The organism is Nonomuraea sp. NPDC049421 (assembly GCF_040677005.1).
GTDB classification, from domain to species: domain Bacteria; phylum Actinomycetota; class Actinomycetes; order Streptosporangiales; family Streptosporangiaceae; genus Nonomuraea; species Nonomuraea salmonea.
This window is the reverse complement of sequence record NZ_JBFAQA010000018.1, coordinates 99345-117549: the sequence shown is the minus strand read 5'-3', so window position 1 is coordinate 117549 and position 18205 is coordinate 99345. Positions and strand designations below refer to the sequence as shown.

The following is an 18205-nucleotide window of genomic DNA, read 5'->3' as shown; positions in this document are numbered from 1 at the left end:
TCTCCTATCGCGTCGGCTGGAGCACGACCTGGGTGCTGCTGGTCAGCGGCGGCAGTCCGCCGGTGCCGGGGTCGGTGTAGGTGGCCACGAAGACGCCGGTGAGGTTGTCCGTCTCCGGGTCGTGCCCGCTCGGCTCGGTGGTCTGGATCGACCCCGTGCAGCCGCGGGCCGTGGTCTGCGGGTGTCCGTGGTCGTCGTGGCCGAGGATGTAGTTCACCGTGACGGCGGCGCAGTCCACCGGCTGGTCGTCGGTGACCCGCACCTCGAACTCGACGACGTCGCCGAAGCTGAACTGATCGCCGTCCGCCGGCCTGACCAGCTCGACGACCGGCGCCGCGTTGCCCACCACGACCCGTACGGACGTCGCGGCCGACCGCCCGCGCGGGTCGGTGACCTTGAGCGTGGCGTTGTAGAGGCCGTTCTGCCGGTAGGTGTGGGAAGCCGACGGACTGCGCGAGTCCACCCGGCCGTCCGCGTCGAAGTCCCAGGCGTAGCTGAGCCGGTCACCGTCGGGGTCGCTGGTGCCCGTGCTGGTGAAGGCGACCGTCAGCGGAGCCAGCCCGGCCGTCACGGACGCCGCGGCGACCGGGATCGGCGAGTGGTTGCCGGTGCGGCCGATGTAGTCGATGCGGGCGAGCTGCGCGTCGGGGTTCTCGCTGAAGTAGCCGTCGCCGTACTCCAGCACGTACAGCGCGCCGTCCGGGCCGAACTCCATGTCCATCGGGTTGTCGAAGACGATCGACGGCAGCACGCTCTCGATGCGGCCGTCCCGGTGCATGGCCTTGACGTAGTCGCGGGTCCACTCGTAGAGCAGCGGCACGCCGTCGTAGTAGCGCGGCCAGGCCACCGAGTCGCGGCCGCGGGTGTCGGCCTTGCCGATGTCGTACGCCGGCCCGCCCATCGGCCCGATCCCGCCGGTCCCCAGCTCGGGGAACTCAGGCGAAGGCCCGTACGAGTACCAGACGTCGGGCTGGGTGACCGGCGGGAGCTGGCGCAGCCCGGTGTTGCGCGGCGACTCGTTGACCGGCGCCGCGCAGTCGAACGTCGCCCCCGAGGCGCCGGTGGCGAAGTCGTAGTCCACGTACGGCAGCCGCGCCGTCGCGCAGTACGGCCAGCCGTAGTTGCCGGCCTTGCGGACGACCGTCCACTTGCCGGTGCCGGCCGGGCCCCTGCTCGGGTTGGCCTGCTGCTGGTCCGGCGAGTAGTCGCCGACGTACAGCTCCCCTGTCCTGCGGTTCAGCTCGATCCTGAACGGGTTGCGCAGCCCCATGGCGTAGATCTCCGGCTTGGTGCCCTTGGTGCCGGGCCGGAACAGGTTGCCCTTGGGGATGGAGTAGCCGCCGCCGTTGTCGCGCGGCTTGATGCGCAGGATCTTGCCGCGCAGGTCGTTGGTGTTGCCCGAGCTGCGCTGGGCGTCGAACGCGGGGTTGCGGTCCGGCCGCTCGTCGATCGGGGTGAAGCCGTCGGAGGAGAACGGGTTGGTGTCGTCGCCGGTGGACAGGTAGAGGTTGCCCGCGGCGTCGAAGACGATGTCGCCGCCGACGTGGCAGCAGATGCCGCGGTCCACCGGCACGTCCATGATGCGCTGCTCGGTGCGCAGGTCGATGGTGGCGCCGGTGAAGCGGAAGCGCGACAGCCTGATCAGGCCCTTGAACGGGGCGAAGTCGGCGGGGGTGCCGGTGATCGGGGCGTCGCCCTCGTTGACGTCGGGGGTGGCCGGGTCGTCGACGGGAGTGTCGAGCGGGGGCGAGTAGTAGAGGTAGACCCAGTCGTCCTTCTTGGAGCCCTTGCCGAAGCCCGGGCTGAGGGCGATGCTCTGCAGCCCCTCCTCGTCGTGCTGGTAGACGTCGAGGGTGGCGGCGAGCGTGTTCAGCCCGGTCTTCGGGTCGTGTAACCAGACCTCGCCGGGCCTCGTGGTGTGCAGGACCCGGTTGTCCGGTAAGACCGCCAGGTCCATGGGCTCACCCGGGTGGTCGTTGAGCGTCACCTTCTGGAACTGATCGTCCGGCGGCGCACTGGTCGTGGGGGCCGCCACGCCGGCGTGTGCGACGGCCTGCACGCAGGCCGGCATGATGATCGCCGCGGCGCTCATGGCCGCGATCATGGTTCTCGCTCTCACGCCTCTCTCCTTCGGTCTACTCGGGTGGATAAGAGAGGGCAAATTAACGTGAATGTAACCCGAGTTACGCCGATCGAGGAGGGCCTAATTCACGCCCGCCCGCGTATCTCCCGCCCCCGATCGCCCTAAGTGCGAAAGGCGCCGACAGAAAGATCGCCCCCTGCCGGAGCAGGAGGCGATCGGGATCTTCTATGACGTCAGTTCTTCTGTTCCTCCATGGTGACGGTCACCGTGGACTCCTCGCCGCCGCGCTGATAGGTGATGGCCACCTGCTGGCCGACCTTGTAGCCGCGGACCTGGCCGACCACCGTGTCACCGCTCGCCACCTGGGTGTTGCCGATCTTGGTGATGAGGTCGCCCTCCTTGAGCCCCGCCTTCTCGGCCGGGCTGCCCTTCGTCACCTGCCTGATGAGCGCGCCGGGCACGTCGCCGGTCGCGTTCGTGACGCTCACGCCCAGGTAGACGTGGGTCACCTTGCCGTCCTTGATGAGCTGCTCCGAGACGTGCTTGGCGGTGTTCACCGGGATCGCGAAGCCGAGGTTGACGCCGTCGGAGGCCACCGCGCTGTTGATGCCGACCAGCTGACCGGCCGCGTTGACCAGCGCGCCGCCGGAGTTGCCGGGGTTGATGGCGGCGTCCGTCTGGATCATGCCGCCGAGCGTGGTGATGTCCTCGGGCTGCGACCGCCCGCCCCAGCCCGGCGGGAGCTGCTGGTCCTGCGGGCCGTTGCCGGCCGTCACCGTACGGTCGAGCGCGCTGACGATGCCGGAGGTCACCGTGCCGTCCAGGCCCAGCGGGCTGCCGATGGCCAGCACGTCGTCGCCCACCTTGAGCTGGTCGCTGTCGCCGAGCGTCACCGCGGCCAGCCCCGACACGTCCTGGGCCCTGATGACGGCGAGGTCGGTGGCCGGATCGGTGCCGACGACGGTGGCCTTGGCCATCTTGCCGTCGTTGAACTTCACGGTCAGCCCGCTGTCCTGCCCCGACACCACGTGGTTGTTGGTGAGGATCAGCCCGTCCGCCGACAGCACCACGCCGGAGCCCTCCGACGTGCTGCCCTGGATCATCACCACCGACGGCTGCACCTTCTCCGCCACCTGCGCCACCGTGTACTGGTCGGCGGCGGTGCGGAAGACGGGGCTCGGCTGGCTCGGGGTGGCGGTCGCCACCGGCGTGCTGCCCCCTGCCAGGTACGCGCCCACGGCCCCGCCGCCCAGCGCGGCGGCTCCGAGCGCCGCGACGGCCGCCAGCGCCAGCCCCGCGATCGCCTTGCGAGTCAGCATGAACGCCTGCTTCGCGGCGGGCCGCGGGGGCGGCGGCATCGACGGGATCGGCCGGGTGAACCCTCCGGCGGACGGTGGTGTGGCACCGAACTGGCTCCAGCCACCGGTGCGAGGCTCCCTCGGCTCGTTCGCGCTCATGTCATCTCCTAGAGTCCCGATGACACAAGCGTGATCGAACGTGCGTAAACACCGGCTAAGCGGGACGCCGCCCACGCCGGCACCCCCTGATGGCCGCCTTATCACCGCTGGCCGCGGCCTCGCCCGCCGCTGGAAATCAGCCGGAAATTCCCGGCGTGACCAGCCCCGTCTCGTAGGCGACGATCACCGCCTGCACCCGGTCGCGCAGCCCCAGCTTGGTCAGCACGTTGCTGACGTGCGTCTTGACCGTGTGCTCGCTGACCACCAGCTCCCCGGCGATCTCCGCGTTGGACAGCCCGCGCGCGATCAGCCGCAGCGTCTCCTGCTCGCGGGCGGTCAACACCGACAGCCTGTCGGCCGGTGGCCGGGGCGCGGCTCGCGACGTGAACTCGGCGATCAGCTTCGTGGTGATCGACGGGGCCAGCAGCGACTCGCCGGCCGCGACCACGCGTACGGCGTGCACCAGGTCGTCGCGGCGCACGTCCTTGAGCAGGAAGCCGCTCGCCCCGGCGCGCAGCGCGTCGTAGACGTAGTCGTCGAGGTCGAACGTGGTCAGCATGAGCACCCGGCACGCTCCCTCCGCGCAGACCACGCGGGCCGCCTCGATGCCGTCCATGACGGGCATGCGGATGTCGAGCAGCAGCACGTCGGGGGCGTGCTCGCGGACCGCGGCGATCGCCTGCTCCCCGTCGCCCGCCTCGGCCACCACCTCGATGTCCGGCTGGGCGTCGAGGATCATGCCGAACCCGGCGCGTACCAGCTCCTGGTCGTCCGCGACGACGACGCGGACGGTCACGACGCCGCCAGCGGCAGCCGGACCAGCACCTGGAAGCCGGGGCCGTCCTCGCGCGGGCCCGCCACGGCGCTGCCGCCGCACGCGGCGGCGCGCTCGCGGATGCCGATCAGGCCGTTGCCGCCCGAGGGCAGCGCGGGCTCCCTGCCGTGCCCGTCGTCGGTGATGTCGATCATGAGTGCGTCTTCCTGCCAGGTCAGCGCGAGGCCGGCGTTGGTGGCGCCGGCGTGCTTGACGATGTTGGTGAGGGCTTCCTGGACGATCCGGTACGCGGCCACCTCCGTGTCCGGCGACAGCGGCCGCGGGTCGCCCATGTCGGAGCAGTCCACCCGCAGCCCGGCCGCCCTGAGCTGGTCGGCCAGGGCGGGCAGCGCCGCGATCGTGGGCTGCGGGCCGCGCGGGCCCGCCTCCTCCTTCAGCACGTTCAGCAGCCGGCGCAGTTGCTCCATCGCGTCCCGGCCGGCCGCGGCGATCGCGTCGAACGCGGCCACCGCCCTGGCCGGCTGCGTCGCGACCGCCACCGGCCCCGCCTCGGCCTGCACCACCATGACGCTGACCGCGTGGGCGAGGATGTCGTGCATGTCGCGGGCGATCCTGGCCCGCTCCCGCTCGGCGGCCCGCTCGGCCTCGGCCTCTCTTTCCCTGGCCAGCTGGGCGGCGCGCTCCTCCAGGGCGGCGGCGTGCGCGCGGGAGGAGGCGGCGGCCCGGCCGATCGCGTACGCGGCGACGAACTGCACGCTGCCCCGCAGCGCCGTCTCCGACGATCCGACGACAAGCAGGCCGCCGCCGAGCGTGACGGCCAGGACCGTCCAGCGGACCCAGCGGGTGCTGGTCAGGGCGACGGTGTAGAGGGCCACCAGGCCGCCGTACCACATGGGCTGGTCGGCGACCTCGTCCGCCAGGTCGTACAGGCCGCTCGGGATGAGCGAGCAGAGCAGGGCGGTCACCGGCGCGCGGCGCCGCCACACCAGCGGCACGGCGGAGGCGACCACGACCGCGTAACCCCACCGGTCCCATGCCCCGCCCGCCGGGTTGTCCCTGGACAGCAGCGGCCACAGCTGCAGGACCAGCACCAGCGCCGCGAGCCCGCCGTCCACCAGCATCGGCGGCAGCGCCGCCGCGCGGCGGCGGAGTTCGGTGAGGTACGGAAAATCGGGCATGGCACTCATCCTGCCCGCCCGCGTCATGCGGCGGCAGGGGCCGTGGCGGGGCGGCGGACGAGCGGGAAGAGCGCGACGAGCATGAAGAGCGCGGAGACCGGGATCAGGTCCTTGCTGACGATCGGCAGGGCCAGGTAGACCACGACCGGCGCGAGCGTCCACGCGGGCAGGACGCGCAGCACCGCGAGCCTGATCATCAGGACGAGCTGCGCCACGTAGAACAGGTACGGGAGGCCGTCATACACCAGGAACGGCACCCCCGGCACGCTCTGGACCTGCTGGAACAGCGCGCTCATGCCCTCCTGGTCGGCGGCGGCGAACCCGACGGCGATGTCGATGCAGAACTGGACGAGCAGCGCCGCCACCCCGGCGATCCCGGCCGCCGCGCTCGCCGTGGCCAGCGCGTCGCGCCCGGCCAGCGTGCGGAACCAGAGGAAGAGCCAGGCGAACAGGACGAGCGCCGCCATGAAGGCCAGGTGCCCGGCGGTCCAGGCGAACCCTGGGCCCCGGCCGTCCAGGCCGTCGACGATGCGGATGGCGCCGTAGGCGCAGGCGAAGAGAGGCGCGGCGATCAGCGCGAATCGGGGAGTCATAAGGCGATGGTGCGGCCGGCGGGGGCCGCCGGACATCGCCGACGGGAGTGATCCGGCGCCTCACTCTTGCGAGCGAGTTGGAGGGATTCCGCAGCTCACGCCGCGAATGAGCGGCCATCGCAGCGGACGCACCGCCACGAATGGTGCCGCCGGAGGAGACGGCGGCTCGCTCCTGCGGAGGGTGCCGCTGGACGAGACGGCGCTCGCTCCTGCGGATGAGGTGCCGCCGTTGGAGAGCCGAGATGTGAGGGCCCGATACCCTCACATCTCCTGGCGGACCCGTGCTCAGCGGCGGCGACGCCGGCGCCGGCGGGCCCGCCCGTAGGTGTCGCCCCCGCCGCCCGGAGTGGGCTCCGGTCCTGGAGCGGTGGGCAGTCGGAAAACTCTGAATCCGAGATATCGCTGTATGGCCATTGGTGTCCCCCTCGTAGAAGCCGTGGGGTTCGGCGCACCGGACGGCTGCGCGCCCGGCCGTGCCGGACTGCCACCCCCCATACCCGCGATACCTCCTCAGAACCCTCCTGACCTGCGAAATCCGGCTACTTGGCGGACAGGATCCGGCGCTTGAACTTGGGGTGCTCGGTCTCCCAGTAGCGCCAGCCCTCGACGCGGGCGGGCACGTTCGCGAGGCCCGCGGCCACCTTGCGGCGGTCGCAGGTGCCGAGGACGGACCAGGCCGACCAACCGATGCGGTAACCGAAAACGCGGTACCACATGTTGCCGTATTTGCCGGGCGTGATCTCCCTGGTGTATTCGTGCCCGGTGAAGACCATGTGCCGCTCTTCGAGGTGCGGCAGACCAAGCCGGCGCAGGGCCTCCACCACCGACTTGGTGTCGGTGACGTCGTCCACCGTCCGCGCCCTGGTCTTCTCCAGCGATTTCGTCTTCTCGTTCTCGGCTTCGAGGAAGGCGAGCACCTCGTGCTCCCGCGTGACCGACACCGTCATCGAGCCGCCGGGGCCGTCGATGTAGCGGGTGCGGGGCAGGAAGAAGTTGCGCGGCGAGAGCTTGTGGATCCGCCAGAACGTGTGCGGCCTGCAGTTACGCCCGCCGTCCTCGTCCTTTCTGCCGGTGTGGAAGCCCCTGTCGCTGTGGATGCCCTTGAGCTTGCGCAGGTGTCGGTCGTCGCGGTCGTCCGCGCTCGCCGCCGGTGCCATGGTGACCGCCAGCGCCACCGTGAGCAGCCCGTGCACCGCCGGCCTCGCCATTTTTCTCATTGGGGTGAGCATTTACCGTTCCTTTCGGAATACGACCCATGGTCGCCAGACCGGTACGATGCTTACAGTTGCCGCGAGCCGAGTGACAACGCCACGCCGCAGGTCAATATCCCGCACCGGGGAAAGAATCCCTGAAAATGCGTTCGCCACTCATGGCTATTTCGTAAAGAAAAAGTAGTGTCCCCGCCTATAGGCACCTCTATGCACCCTGCGTGACGTGTCGGATTCATGCGGTGATGTCGCCATATCCATTTGGGCAGGCGTTGAGGAACATCGAACGCACCGTACGTACCTCCCTACGGCAGTTACCGGGTTTCGGGAGGTACGTAATGCACCGCAGAGTCGCCCTGCTCCCCGCCGTCGCGCTCGCCCTCGCGGGCGCCCTGGCCCCCGTGGGCACCGCGAACGCCGGCGCCGCCGGCGGGCCGGACTTCAGGCGGCCCGCCGGGTGGACGGCGACGGATTCCTGGCGCGAGCGCAGGACCGTCTCGCAGTACTGGAGCACCAACCGCATGCTCGCGGCCCAGCCGCTGAACACCCCCGCCCCGCGGCGCAACCAGTGGCGCGGCCCGTCCCGGGGCAACCCCTGGTCCACGCAGGGCACCCGCGCCGCGGGCAGCCGCGGCTCGTCCCTGTACGAACGCGGCAACCAGGGCACCGGCAACCGGGGAACCGGCGGGCAGGGAACGGGCGGACAGGGCACAGGCGGACAGGGCACGGGTGGTCAGGGAACAGGTGGCCAGGGGAACGGCAACCAAGGGAACGGCAACCAGCAGCGGACCGCCGTCAACAACAGCCCCGGCCTGCGCTGGACCGACGGCGGCGCGATCGTCCGCACCACCGGCCGGGTCTTCTTCACCACCGCCGACGGCCGCAACTCCTCCTGCTCCGGCTCGGCCGTGACCAGCGCGAACGAGAGCGTCGTCATCACCGCGGGCCACTGCGTCAAGCTGAACGGCGCCGCGCACCGCAACTGGGTGTTCGTGCCCGCCTTCGACAACGGCCGGCGGCCGTTCGGCACGTGGGTGGGCACCAGGATGTTCACCACCCCGCAGTGGAACGCCCGCGAGGACATCAACTTCGACGTGGCCGCCGTCGTGGTGGCGCCGCTCGACGGGCGCACGCTGACGGACGTCGTCGGCGGGCAGGGCGTGGCCTTCAACCAGGCCAGGCAGCAGCAGATGTTCGCCTTCGGGTATCCGGCGGCCGAGCCGTTCGACGGGTCGCGGCTGATCTACTGCAGCGGGCGCGCGTTCAACGACACGGTCATGACGCAGGACCAGGGGCTGCGGTGCAACATGACCGGCGGCTCCAGCGGCGGGCCCTGGTTCCAGAGCTTCGACGCGGCCACCGGGCTCGGCTCGCTGAACTCGGTGAACAGCTTCACCTATAACTTCGCGCCCGGCTTCATGTTCGGCCCGTTCTTCGGCGACGAGGCGATGGCCGTCTACCGCGCCGCGCAGAACGCCGACGCGGTCTGACCGCCGACCGGAGCGACGGCGCGGTCCCAGCGCCGGTCGGCAGGCCGGCCGGCGCGGTCCGAGCGGCGGCCGGCGGGCCGGAGTGGTCTGAGCGGCGGCCGGCGGGCCGGGGTGGTGACGCGCGTGCTCGGGGCGGGCGTCACCGGTGCGGCATGATGGCTCAGGGAGGGCCGCCATGCCGCACACCGCCGACCCGCTGGAGCTGCTCCAGACGCTCATCGCCATCGACTCGGTCAACCCCGCCCTGTCCCCGGGCGGCGCGGGTGAGCAGGCCGCCGCCGACTTCTGCGGGCGGTGGCTGGGCGAGCGCGGGTTCGAGGTCCACCGGCTGGAGCGCCGGCCGGGCCGCCCGTCGGTGGTGGGCGTGCTCAAGGGCACCGGCGGCGGCCGGTCGATCATGCTGAACGGGCATCTCGACACGGTCGCCTACGGCACGTACGAAGGCGATCCGCTACACCCGCACATCGAGAACGGCCGTGTCTATGGCAGGGGCGCCTTCGACATGAAGAGCGGCGTCGCCGCCATGCTGGCCGCCGCCGCCCGCGCCACCGCGGCGGGGCCGCTGCGCGGCGACGTCATCGTGGCCTGCGTGGCCGACGAGGAGCACGCCAGCTCCGGCACCGAGGAGGTGCTCGAGCGGTTCACCGCCGACGGCGCCGTGGTGACGGAGCCGAGCATGCTGGAGGTGACGCTGGCGCACAAGGGCTTCGCCTGGTTCGAGGTCGACGTGCTGGGCCGCGCCGCCCACGGCTCGCGCCCCGATCTCGGGATCGACGCGATAGCCAAGGCCGGTCACTTCCTCGTCGCGCTTGAGGAGCTGGGCGCCCGGCTGGCGGCGGCGGGCGGGCATCGGCTCCTGGGCCCCGGCACCGTGCACGCGTCGATGATCGACGGCGGCGAGGGGCCGTCGACGTATCCCGCGCGGTGCCGGATCACGGTCGAGCGCCGCACGGTGCCGGGCGAGCCGGCCTCGGCCGTACGCGATGAGCTGGCCGCGATCCTCGACCACCTGGCCGCCACCGTGCCCGGCTTCCGCTACGAGCTGCGCGCGGGCCTGCACCGCGAGCCCTTCGAGGCCGACCCGGGCGCGCCGATCACGCGGGTGCTGCTCGCCCAGGCGGAGCGGGTGCTCGGCCGCCCGCCGGTGATCAGGGCGGAGCCGTTCTGGACCGACTGCGCGCTGCTCGCCGCGGCCGGCATCCCGTGCCTGCTCTTCGGCGTCTCGGGCGGCGGCGCGCACGCCGACGAGGAGTGGGCCGACATCGCCGCGTTGCACCAGGTCACCGACGTCCTGACCGGCACCGTCACGGATTTCTGCGACGCCTGAGCGGCCCCACAGCGCGGCCACAGCGCGGCCACAGCCCGCCCCGCACCCACCACTGGCCGGCCGCCCGTCACGCCACCGCCCGCCCCACAGGTCATGAAAAATCAGGGCATTGACGAAAATTCCTTACATGGTACTCATAGATCGAGTCGGAAACCTTCAACCCCTCGCAGAGACCGTCCACAAGCGCACCCAAGGAGGACGCGCATGGCGCGAAGCAAGGCCACCGACCCGCCCGCCGACTTACTCGGCCCCGTCCAAGGAGAGGTCTCCTGGTTCTGCTGCGGCACCGCATGGGGCCCGTGCAGCAGCACCGGCAAGGGAGCCTGCGGCACCTGCAACTCCGGCAGTCTCCAGCACGCCTGGCCCAACGCCTCCGACGCGTGCTGGTCCATCACCCGTCCCGACCGCTGCGGTGTCAGCCTGTCGCGCAGGACGTGCGGCTTCCGGCACCGCATCACCTCGCTGTGCGGCGGCGGCAGCGTCGTCACCGCGATCGCCGACTGCGGCCCGCAGACCGACCTGTTCTGCGGTGAACGCAGCTGCTGCGGCGCGACCTGCGCCAACAACCGCCTGATCGACCTCACGCCCGCCGCCTACAGCCAGATCGCCAGCCTCTCATCCGGCCTGCGGCCGGCCGAGATCTCGACGGCCTGAGGGGCGGTGATCACAGTGCCAAGCAGAAGAGACGTGCTGAGGTCGGCCGTGCTCGGCGGCGGCGCGAGCGTGGTCGCGGCGACCGCGATGGGCTCGCTCGGCCCCGAGGCGGCCTTCGCGACCACCGCACCCGCCCAGAAGGTCGAGCCGGGAGCACCGGACCCGGACTTCGCGGAGGGCCGGATCCGTTCGATCAAGGACAACACCCTGCTCGTCCTGGGCTCCAACATGGTGCTCCACTCGATCAGGGTGGTGGACGGCACCAGCCTGTGGAAACTCGGCCCCGTCGGGTTCGACCAGGCCAAGCCGGGCGACGGCCTGTACGCCAGAGGCGTGCGGATGCCGGACGGCATGCTGGCCGCCGAGTCGGTGTGGCTGAACATCGTCAACATCAAGGGCCACATCACCAACATCAAGGGCCAGACCTTCCACCTCGACCACAACGGGCACGAAGTGCTGTGCCACGTGGTCGCCGGCACGACGGTCGCCATTCACTCCCAGTCGCCGCCGACCACGGACCTGTCGATGCTGAAGGTCAGCCAGCACGTGCAGGTCCTGGGCGCCTGGCGGCCCGACACCAACGAAGTGGGCATCGCCACGGTCTTCTCCCCGCACTAGGAGGCAGCTCGTGAACGGGATCGCCGCGTCGCAGCCGTACGTCATCGCCTCGTTCCTCGTCTGGGCAGGTCTGCTGAAGCTGTTCAGCCGGCGGATGCGGGCACAGGCCGGGCGCACCGCGCTGGCCAGGCTCACCGGTGCGGCGCGCGCGGTCCCCGCGCTGCGCCTGACCGGGCTGGCCGAGCTGGCGGTGGCGGCCGGGCTGCTGGTGCCGTCCGCGCACCCGTGGAACGCGGGGGCGGCGGCGCTGCTCACGGCCGGTTTCCTCGCCTATCTCTGGTACGCGCACGTCGCCGCGCCGACCGCGTCCTGCGGCTGTCTCGGCACCCACTCCCAGCCGGTGGACGTGCGCTCGTTCGCCCGTGCCGGGCTGCTGCTGGCCGGCGCCCTGCTCGCGCTGGCCGCACCGTCCGGCACGGTCTCCTCCCCCGTCGTGGCCGTGGTCGTCGCCATGGAGGTGGCGGCACTGCTGGCGCTCTCCTCCGAGCTCGACGGCCACTGGCTCACGCCGCTGCGCCGCCGCCTGGTGCGCCCGGTCGCCGCGCCCCCGCGGGACGGGGTGCCGCTGGAGGCGTCCCTGCACCTGCTGCGGCGTAGCCCCGCGTACTGCTCGGCGTCCGCCCAGCTCACCTCGGACGTCCAGGAGACGTGGGACCAGGACGGCGTGCGCTTCGTCGTCTACGGCGCCCATGGCCGCACGGCCGTCTTCGCGGTCCCGCTGACCGGCGACGACCCAGGCCAGGTCAAGGTCGCGCTGGTGGACTGAGGGCGGCGCGTACGCCGGACAGGCAGCGCTCGACGGCCGGGCGCGGCTCGAAGGCGTACGTGCCGTCCCCGAACAGCTCGAACGTCAGGTGCCCCGTGTATCCGCGCCGCCCGAGCGACTCGACGTACGAGGCCAGCGGCAGGGAGCCGTCGCCCCAGGCGAGGTGCCCGGCGGGCCGCCCGTCGATGAGGTGGACGTGCCTGACCCGGTCGCCGAGCGCGTCGAAGTAGTCGTCCACCGACTCCCCCGCCACGGCCATGGCCACGGTGTCGAGCACGGCGCCCAGGTTCGGCGCGCCGACCTCGTCGATCATCGCGGCCAGCGCCCTGGAGTCGTTGACCAGGTTCGACTCGACGCGTTGCAGCGCCTCCAGCACGCAGGTGACGCCCAGCGTGGCGGCGTACGCGGTGATCTCGCCGACGGCGTCCACCGAGCGCCGGCGGGCGGCCTCGACCGGCTCGTCCTCGAAGCCGCGCCCGGGGGTGAGCAGCAGCAGGCCGGCGCCCAGCTCGGCGCAGAGCTCGGCGGCCCGGCGGAAGAGTGCCACGCTGCGCGCCCGCAGCCAGGTGACCGGCGAGGCCAGGTTGACCGGGTACATCACCTGCTCGGGCGTCAGGCACCGGATGGCCAGCCCGCGCGTCTCGGCCCGCCGCCGGATCGCGCGGGCCTCGGCGTCACCGATCTGCGGCACGTGCAGGTGCGGCGCGATGCCCCACAGCTCCAGCTGCTCGCGGCCCAGCTCGGCGGCATCGTCGAGGAACCGGTCGAACGGCAGGTGCTGATAGGCGAAGTTCGAGCCGGTGACCTGGCTCAGGGAGAGCGTCATGGGAGAGTCCTCACTTGCCGACGCCGTCGGCGAGTCCTTTGATGATGTAGCGCTGGCCGAGGAAGAACAGCAGCACCACGGGCAGCGCCGCGATCACCATCCCGGCGAAGACGACCGGATATTCGGTGCCGTGCTTGCTCATCAGGCTCGTCAGCCCGACCGGCAGCGTCTGCACGCCCGAGCCGCTGGTGAAGATCATCGCGAACAGGTACTCGTTCCAGGTGAACAGGACGTGCAGCAGCACCGTGGAGGTGAGGATCGGCTTGCACATCGGCAGGATCACCCGCCAGAACGTCGTCCACTTGCTCGCGCCGTCCATCTCGGCCGCCTCGTCCACCGAGCGCGGCAGGTCGATCATGTACGCGCGCAGCAGGAAGGTCGTGAACGGGATGCGGAAGGCGGTGTAGAGGATCAGCAGCGCCCAGAACGTGTTGTAGAGCCCCAAAGCCTGGAACATCTTGACCAGCGGCACCAGCGCCACGGTCGGCGCCAGCATGAGCCCGCCGAGGATGGCCGCCGTCAGCCCTTTGTTGAGCGGCACGTTCACCCTGGTCAGCCCGTACGCGGCCCACGCGCTGACGAACACGGTGGCGACGGTCGAGGTCAGCGTGACGAGCACGCTGGTGGTCAGATAGTCGCTGACGCCCCGGTTCCACGCCTTCCGGTAGTTGTCGAAGCTCCAGTCGAGGGGCAGCGCGAACGGGTCGCCGAACAGCTCGGCGTTGGTCTTGAAGCCGTTCAGCGTCATCCACAGCAGTGGATAGACCACGACCACCGCGAGTGCCAGCAGGAACGCCCACATGAAGACCCGGGCGATCACTCCGAGGAAGCTCAGCCGCGTCACCATTCCACCCTTCTCCTGCGGGTGACCCACATCTGCGCCACCGCGATGGCCAGCGTGATCACGAACAGGACGGTCGCGATGGCGGCGGCGTAACCGAAGTTGTTGCGGACGAAGCCGCTGCGGTAGAGCCAGGTCCCGAGCACCTGCGTCGAGTTGTTCGGCCCGCCCGCCGTCATCACCATGACCTCGTTGAACACCTGGAACGCACCCGAGATCGTGACGATCGTCATGAGCCCGGTCATCTCCCGCACGAGCGGCACCGTCACGCTGAAGAAGCGCCGCACCGCGCCCACGCCGTCGAGCGCGGCGGCCCCGTAGATCTCCGACGGGATGCGCTGGATGGCGACCGCGAACAGCAGCGTCGAGTAGCCGAAGCCCTGCCACTGGCTCATCGCGATGATCGCCGACATGGCGGTGCTCTCCTGGCCGAGCCATGCCTGGGCGAGGTGGCCGAGGCCGGCGGCGCGCAGCGCGGCGTTGAGCGGGCCGAGGTTGGGCTCGTACAGGAAGTAGAACAGTAGGCCCGCGACGGTCAGCGAGATCGCCGACGGAATGAAGTAGATCGCCCGCAGCGCGCGCTGCCACCGCCGGCTCCGCACGCTCTCGATGACGGCGGCCAGCAGCAGCGCGCCGAACACCTGGAACGCGATGGAGACCACCGCGTAGAGCGCGTTGTTGCCGAGCGAGGACCAGAACACCGGGTCCTCGACGAGCTTGGTGTAGTTGGCGAGGCCGACGTACTCCTGCTCGCCGCTGTAGATGTCCCATTTGAGCGTGCTGAACTGCAGGTTCTGCACCAGCGGCAGGTAGACGAAGACCGCGACCAGGACGAGCGCGGGCAGGATCCACGCGAGCCCGAGCGTCCTGCGCAGGACGCCGGCGCGTGCGGGCGGCTGCATGAACGGCTCCCTACCTGGCCTCGGCCGAGGCCTGGCGCACGCTTTCGAGCACCTTCTCGGCGGTCGTGCCACCGCTGATCATCGCCTCGCCGCCGGCCAGCCAGGCGTCGGCCACCTCGGGCACGGTCACGGTGTCGAGCCAGATGGCCAGCTTGGGCGCCTTGTTGACGAGCTGCATGCCCTCGTAGACGGCCTTGCTGGAGGTCTCGGGCGTGACGGCGCCGACGACCGTGCTGGGCTGCCCGTACGGGGGCGCCGACAGGGTCTTCGCGTTCTCCGCGTTCGTCACGAACTTCATGAAGTCCACGGCCAGCGCGACGCGTGGCGACCTGGCGTTGATCAGGTAGCCCTCGGGCGAGCCTTCGAGCACGTCGGGGTCACCGGCGGCGTTCTGGGGGACGGGGAGCTGGAAGATGCCGAAGTCGTCCGGCTTGACCTTGGCCGACGTGGCGTTGTCGAACTCCAGGATCTCCTGGTAGTACATCGCGGCCTTGCCGTTGGCGAACGCCTCCTGGGCGGAGCTGTAGAGCACGCCGTTGGTGGCGTCGCGGGTGTCGGTGCACTGGTCGACCAGGGTCTTGAACTGGTTGAGCGCGGTGACGTAGCCGGGGTGGTCGAGCTTGGCGGTGGCGGGGTCGAAGTCGGCCTGGAGGGTGGCGTCCGGCACGTTGTACGCGAAGAGCTGCTGCAGGTAGTGCAGCGCGGGCCAGCCGTCCTTGTTGCCGAAGGCGATGGGCTCGTACCCGGCCTTGCGCAGCGGGCCGCAGGCGGCCAGCAGGTCCTCGAACGTGGCGGGCACCTTGACGCCCGCCTTGGCGAAGGCGGCCTTGCTGTAGCCCATGAACTTGCCGTTGCCGTACAGCGGGATGCCGTAGTTCTTGCCGTCGCGGGCGAAGGCGGCCAGCGAGCCGGGGCTGAACGTCCTGCCCCACTCCGTGTCCGGCCCGATGACCTTGGTCAGGTCGGCGGCCCGGCCGCCGCGGATGTAGTTGTCCGCCCAGTTGCCGGTCCAGGTGAAGTAGACGTCCGGCAGCGCGTCGGAGGCGGTGAGGGTCTTGAGCTTGTCCTTGACGCTCTGGTCGGTCTCCTGGATCAGCTCGACCTTCACCTCGGGGTGCTGCTTGCTGTAGGCGGCGGCGAGGTTTTCGAAATAGGGGCCCGTGGGCTCGCCGGCGAACTTGGTGAGGACGCTCAGCGTGCCGGAGAACTCCGGTGTGGCGGCCGGGTCGGCCGCCGGTGCCTCCTCGGCGCCGCCGCCTCCTGAGCAGGCGGCCAGCGTGAGGGTCCCGATGAGTGCCGCGAGCGTCGGCAGGGCGCGAGGGCGCATGGGCTTCCTTTCTGGGCCAGGAGCCTTGGTGTTGGCCGACCTTACAGCTCACCTGATACCGGTACCAGACCTGAGCGCCAAGATCTTTTCTTCGGTGCGCCGTCGCGACCTCTCAAGGCCGTAGAAACAGCAGATCAGAGCCGCTTCTAGAAAAGCTCGTGTTGACGCCGGGCCGGACGCTGTGCCAACGTGACTGCCGCGTGATACCGGTATCAGACGGGCACGCCAGCCCCAGGAAAGGATCTGCAATGCTCGGTTTCAACGAGCCGGAATTCGTCTCCCAGGTGGCCAGCGCGGTGGCCCTGCGTCCGCGCATCGAGGAGCTGGTCGACCGGCTCGTGGACGAGGGCTTCGACACGCTGCTGCTCGTCGGAGCCGGCGGGACGTACGCGCTGACCTGGCCGTACGAGCACCTCGCCCGCCGCCTGTCCACCCTCGACGTGCGCTCCGCCATCGCCGCGGAGCTCGTCGTCTCCGGCGACGCCCGCCTGGGCGAGCGCACGGTCGCCGTCTTCACCTCGGTCTCCGGCACCACCGACGACAGCATCCGCGCCATCGAGCACTGCAAGGAGAAGGGCGCCTACACGATCGCCTTCACCGGCTACCCGGACTCGCCGATCGCCGCCAAGGTCGACGCCGCGCTCGTCTCCGAGCCCAAGACCTGGCCCTTCGACATGCAGCTCCTGCTCTTCATGACCCGGCTGCTGGCGCGCAGGGGCGAGTTCGAGGGGTACGAGACGTTCGCCGACGAGCTGGCCGGGCTGCCGCAGATCCTCGTCGAGGTGGCCAGACAGGCCGAGCCGGTGGCCGCCGCGTTCGCCGACGCCCACAAGGACACCGACTACCACTTCCTCATCGGCGGCGGGAACCTGTGGGGCTTCACGTACCTCTACTCCATGTGCATCCTCGAGGAGATGCAGTGGCTGCGCACCACCCGCGTGCACAGCGCCGAGTTCTTCCACGGCTCTCTTGAGCTGCTCGAAGAGGACACCAGCGTGATCGTCTTCCAGGGCGAGGACGAGACGCGCCCGCTCACCGACCGGGCCGAGGCGTTCGCCAAGCGGGTCTCCAAGGACGTCACCGTCTTCGACACCCGCGACTACCCGCTCACCGGCATCAGCCCCGAGCACCGCCACCTGCTCGCGCCCGTCGTGCTCGACACCGTCATGGGCCGGGTCAGCAAGCACCTGGAGCGGGTCCGCGACCACTCGCTCGACCTGCGCCGCTACTACCGGGTCATGGACTACTGAGGCATGAGAGTGCTCGGCTTCGGCGACAACATCGTCGACCGGTTCGTCGACCGGGGCATCGACTACCCCGGCGGCAACAGCGTCAACGTCGCCGTCTACGCCCGCAGGCTCGGCGTCGCGTCGGCCTACCTCGGGGTCTTCGGCGACGACGAGCTGGGCGGGTTCCTGCGGTCGGCGATCGCCGACGAAGGGGTGGCGGTCGATCGGTGCGTCGTACGGAGCGGCGAGAGCGGCGTCTCCCATCTGAAGGTGGACGACGGCGACCGGGTCTTCCTCGGCTGGAACGGCGGCGGCGTCACCGTACGCGAGCCGCTCACCCTCGACGACGACCTGCTCGGCTACGTCGGCGGCTTCGACCTCGTGCACTCCAGCGTCTACTCCCGCAGCGAGGACGAGCTGCCCAAGCTCGCCGGGCTCGGCCCGCTGGTCAGCTTCGACCTGTCCAGCGAGGACGAGCACCGCGACCCCGGCTACCTCGACCGCGTCTGCCCGCACGCCGACCTGGTGCTGCTGTCCTGCTCCCACCTCGACGAGGAGGCCACGGCCGCGCTGCTCGCCGAGGCCGTACGGCGCGGCGCCCGCCTCGCCCTGGGCACCAGGGGAGTGCACGGCGCGATCGCGAGCGACGGGCGGCACACGCTGTCGGCGCCCGCCGACCTGACCCACGAGATCGTGGACACCATGGGCTGCGGCGACGCCTTCGTCACCGGCTTCGCCGTGTCCCTGCTGCGCGACGGCTGGTCGGCCCAGGCGCCCGCCACCCCCGCCGCGATCGGGCGCGCACTGACGGCGGGGGCGGCGGCAGCCCGCGCGCAGTGCCAGGTCGAGGGCGCCTTCGGCCACGGCCGCCGCACTCCCTGACCGCGTCCCCGCCCACGGTGAAGGGCGCGGCGGGGAGCGGTCAGACTTG

Annotated in this window: 17 protein-coding genes; 7 read left to right on the top strand and 10 right to left on the bottom strand. The window is 70.9% G+C overall.

The annotated features are described in order from the left end of the window. Positions 1 to 4 precede the first annotated feature (4 nt). The 6 genes from AB0K18_RS28500 to AB0K18_RS28475 form a co-directional block, all read right to left on the bottom strand. Positions 5 to 2119, bottom strand: coding sequence for a PQQ-dependent sugar dehydrogenase (locus tag AB0K18_RS28500; RefSeq protein ID WP_364919988.1), 2115 nt, complete (start codon positions 2117 to 2119; stop codon positions 5 to 7). 197 nt (positions 2120 to 2316) lie between these two features. Continuing rightward, positions 2317 to 3540 (bottom strand): trypsin-like peptidase domain-containing protein, encoded by a 1224-nt coding sequence (locus tag AB0K18_RS28495; RefSeq protein ID WP_364919985.1) that lies wholly within the window; start codon positions 3538 to 3540, stop codon positions 2317 to 2319. A 136-nt stretch (positions 3541 to 3676) separates the two neighbouring features. Continuing rightward, a complete protein-coding gene (locus AB0K18_RS28490; RefSeq protein ID WP_364919982.1) occupies positions 3677 to 4336 on the bottom strand; it encodes a response regulator transcription factor in 660 nt (219 codons plus the stop codon). Beyond that, positions 4333 to 5493, bottom strand: a complete 1161-nt coding sequence (locus AB0K18_RS28485; protein ID WP_364919976.1) for a histidine kinase — start codon at positions 5491 to 5493, stop codon at positions 4333 to 4335. The genes AB0K18_RS28490 and AB0K18_RS28485 overlap by 4 nt, the downstream gene beginning before the upstream one ends. A gap of 23 nt (positions 5494 to 5516) precedes the next feature. After that, on the bottom strand, positions 5517 to 6086 hold the full coding sequence (locus tag AB0K18_RS28480; RefSeq protein ID WP_364919974.1) for a hypothetical protein: 570 nt from the start codon (positions 6084 to 6086) through the stop codon (positions 5517 to 5519). Between the two features lie 539 nt (positions 6087 to 6625). Then, positions 6626 to 7294: a hypothetical protein gene (locus AB0K18_RS28475; protein WP_364919971.1), complete on the bottom strand. Its 669-nt coding sequence runs from the start codon at positions 7292 to 7294 to the stop codon at positions 6626 to 6628. Positions 7295 to 7632: 338 nt separating this feature from the next. On the opposite strand from AB0K18_RS28475, the gene AB0K18_RS28470 reads away from it, so the two are divergent. The 5 genes from AB0K18_RS28470 (at position 7633) to AB0K18_RS28450 (ending at position 12149) form a co-directional block, all read left to right on the top strand. Further along, positions 7633 to 8784, top strand: a complete 1152-nt coding sequence (locus AB0K18_RS28470) for a trypsin-like peptidase domain-containing protein (protein WP_364919968.1) — start codon at positions 7633 to 7635, stop codon at positions 8782 to 8784. Positions 8785 to 8959: 175 nt separating this feature from the next. After that, complete coding sequence (locus AB0K18_RS28465) at positions 8960 to 10111, top strand: ArgE/DapE family deacylase (protein ID WP_364919966.1); 1152 nt, start codon at positions 8960 to 8962, stop codon at positions 10109 to 10111. Between the two features lie 204 nt (positions 10112 to 10315). Continuing rightward, positions 10316 to 10765 (top strand): hypothetical protein, encoded by a 450-nt coding sequence (locus tag AB0K18_RS28460; protein ID WP_364561434.1) that lies wholly within the window; start codon positions 10316 to 10318, stop codon positions 10763 to 10765. Between the two features lie 33 nt (positions 10766 to 10798). Further along, complete coding sequence (locus AB0K18_RS28455) at positions 10799 to 11383, top strand: cell wall protein (protein WP_364919963.1); 585 nt, start codon at positions 10799 to 10801, stop codon at positions 11381 to 11383. Positions 11384 to 11393: 10 nt separating this feature from the next. Then, positions 11394 to 12149 carry a MauE/DoxX family redox-associated membrane protein gene (locus AB0K18_RS28450; protein ID WP_364919960.1) on the top strand — a complete coding sequence of 252 codons (756 nt, stop codon included), beginning with the start codon at positions 11394 to 11396 and terminating at the stop codon, positions 12147 to 12149. Here AB0K18_RS28450 and AB0K18_RS28445 read toward each other — a convergent pair. The 4 genes from AB0K18_RS28445 to AB0K18_RS28430 are packed head-to-tail and all read right to left on the bottom strand — an operon-like array spanning position 12127 to position 16045. Further along, on the bottom strand, positions 12127 to 12975 hold the full coding sequence (locus AB0K18_RS28445; protein WP_364919958.1) for a TIM barrel protein: 849 nt from the start codon (positions 12973 to 12975) through the stop codon (positions 12127 to 12129). The two genes, AB0K18_RS28450 and AB0K18_RS28445, sit on opposite strands and share 23 nt — an antisense overlap. 10 nt (positions 12976 to 12985) lie before the next feature. Beyond that, positions 12986 to 13822 (bottom strand): carbohydrate ABC transporter permease, encoded by an 837-nt coding sequence (locus AB0K18_RS28440; protein WP_364919956.1) that lies wholly within the window; start codon positions 13820 to 13822, stop codon positions 12986 to 12988. After that, positions 13816 to 14718 carry a sugar ABC transporter permease gene (locus tag AB0K18_RS28435; protein ID WP_364919953.1) on the bottom strand — a complete coding sequence of 301 codons (903 nt, stop codon included), beginning with the start codon at positions 14716 to 14718 and terminating at the stop codon, positions 13816 to 13818. Before AB0K18_RS28435 ends, AB0K18_RS28440 begins: the two co-directional genes overlap by 7 nt. 10 nt (positions 14719 to 14728) lie before the next feature. Beyond that, a complete protein-coding gene (locus tag AB0K18_RS28430) occupies positions 14729 to 16045 on the bottom strand; it encodes an ABC transporter substrate-binding protein (protein WP_364919950.1) in 1317 nt (438 codons plus the stop codon). A gap of 248 nt (positions 16046 to 16293) precedes the next feature. Here AB0K18_RS28430 and AB0K18_RS28425 point away from each other — a divergent pair, with 248 nt between their 5' ends. Both AB0K18_RS28425 and AB0K18_RS28420 read left to right on the top strand, forming a co-directional pair. Next, entirely contained in the window at positions 16294 to 17295 is a 1002-nt protein-coding gene (locus AB0K18_RS28425; protein ID WP_364919947.1) for an SIS domain-containing protein, read from the top strand. A 3-nt stretch (positions 17296 to 17298) separates the two neighbouring features. Further along, on the top strand, positions 17299 to 18156 hold the full coding sequence (locus tag AB0K18_RS28420) for a PfkB family carbohydrate kinase (protein ID WP_364919945.1): 858 nt from the start codon (positions 17299 to 17301) through the stop codon (positions 18154 to 18156). The last annotated feature ends 49 nt before the right edge of the window (positions 18157 to 18205 follow it).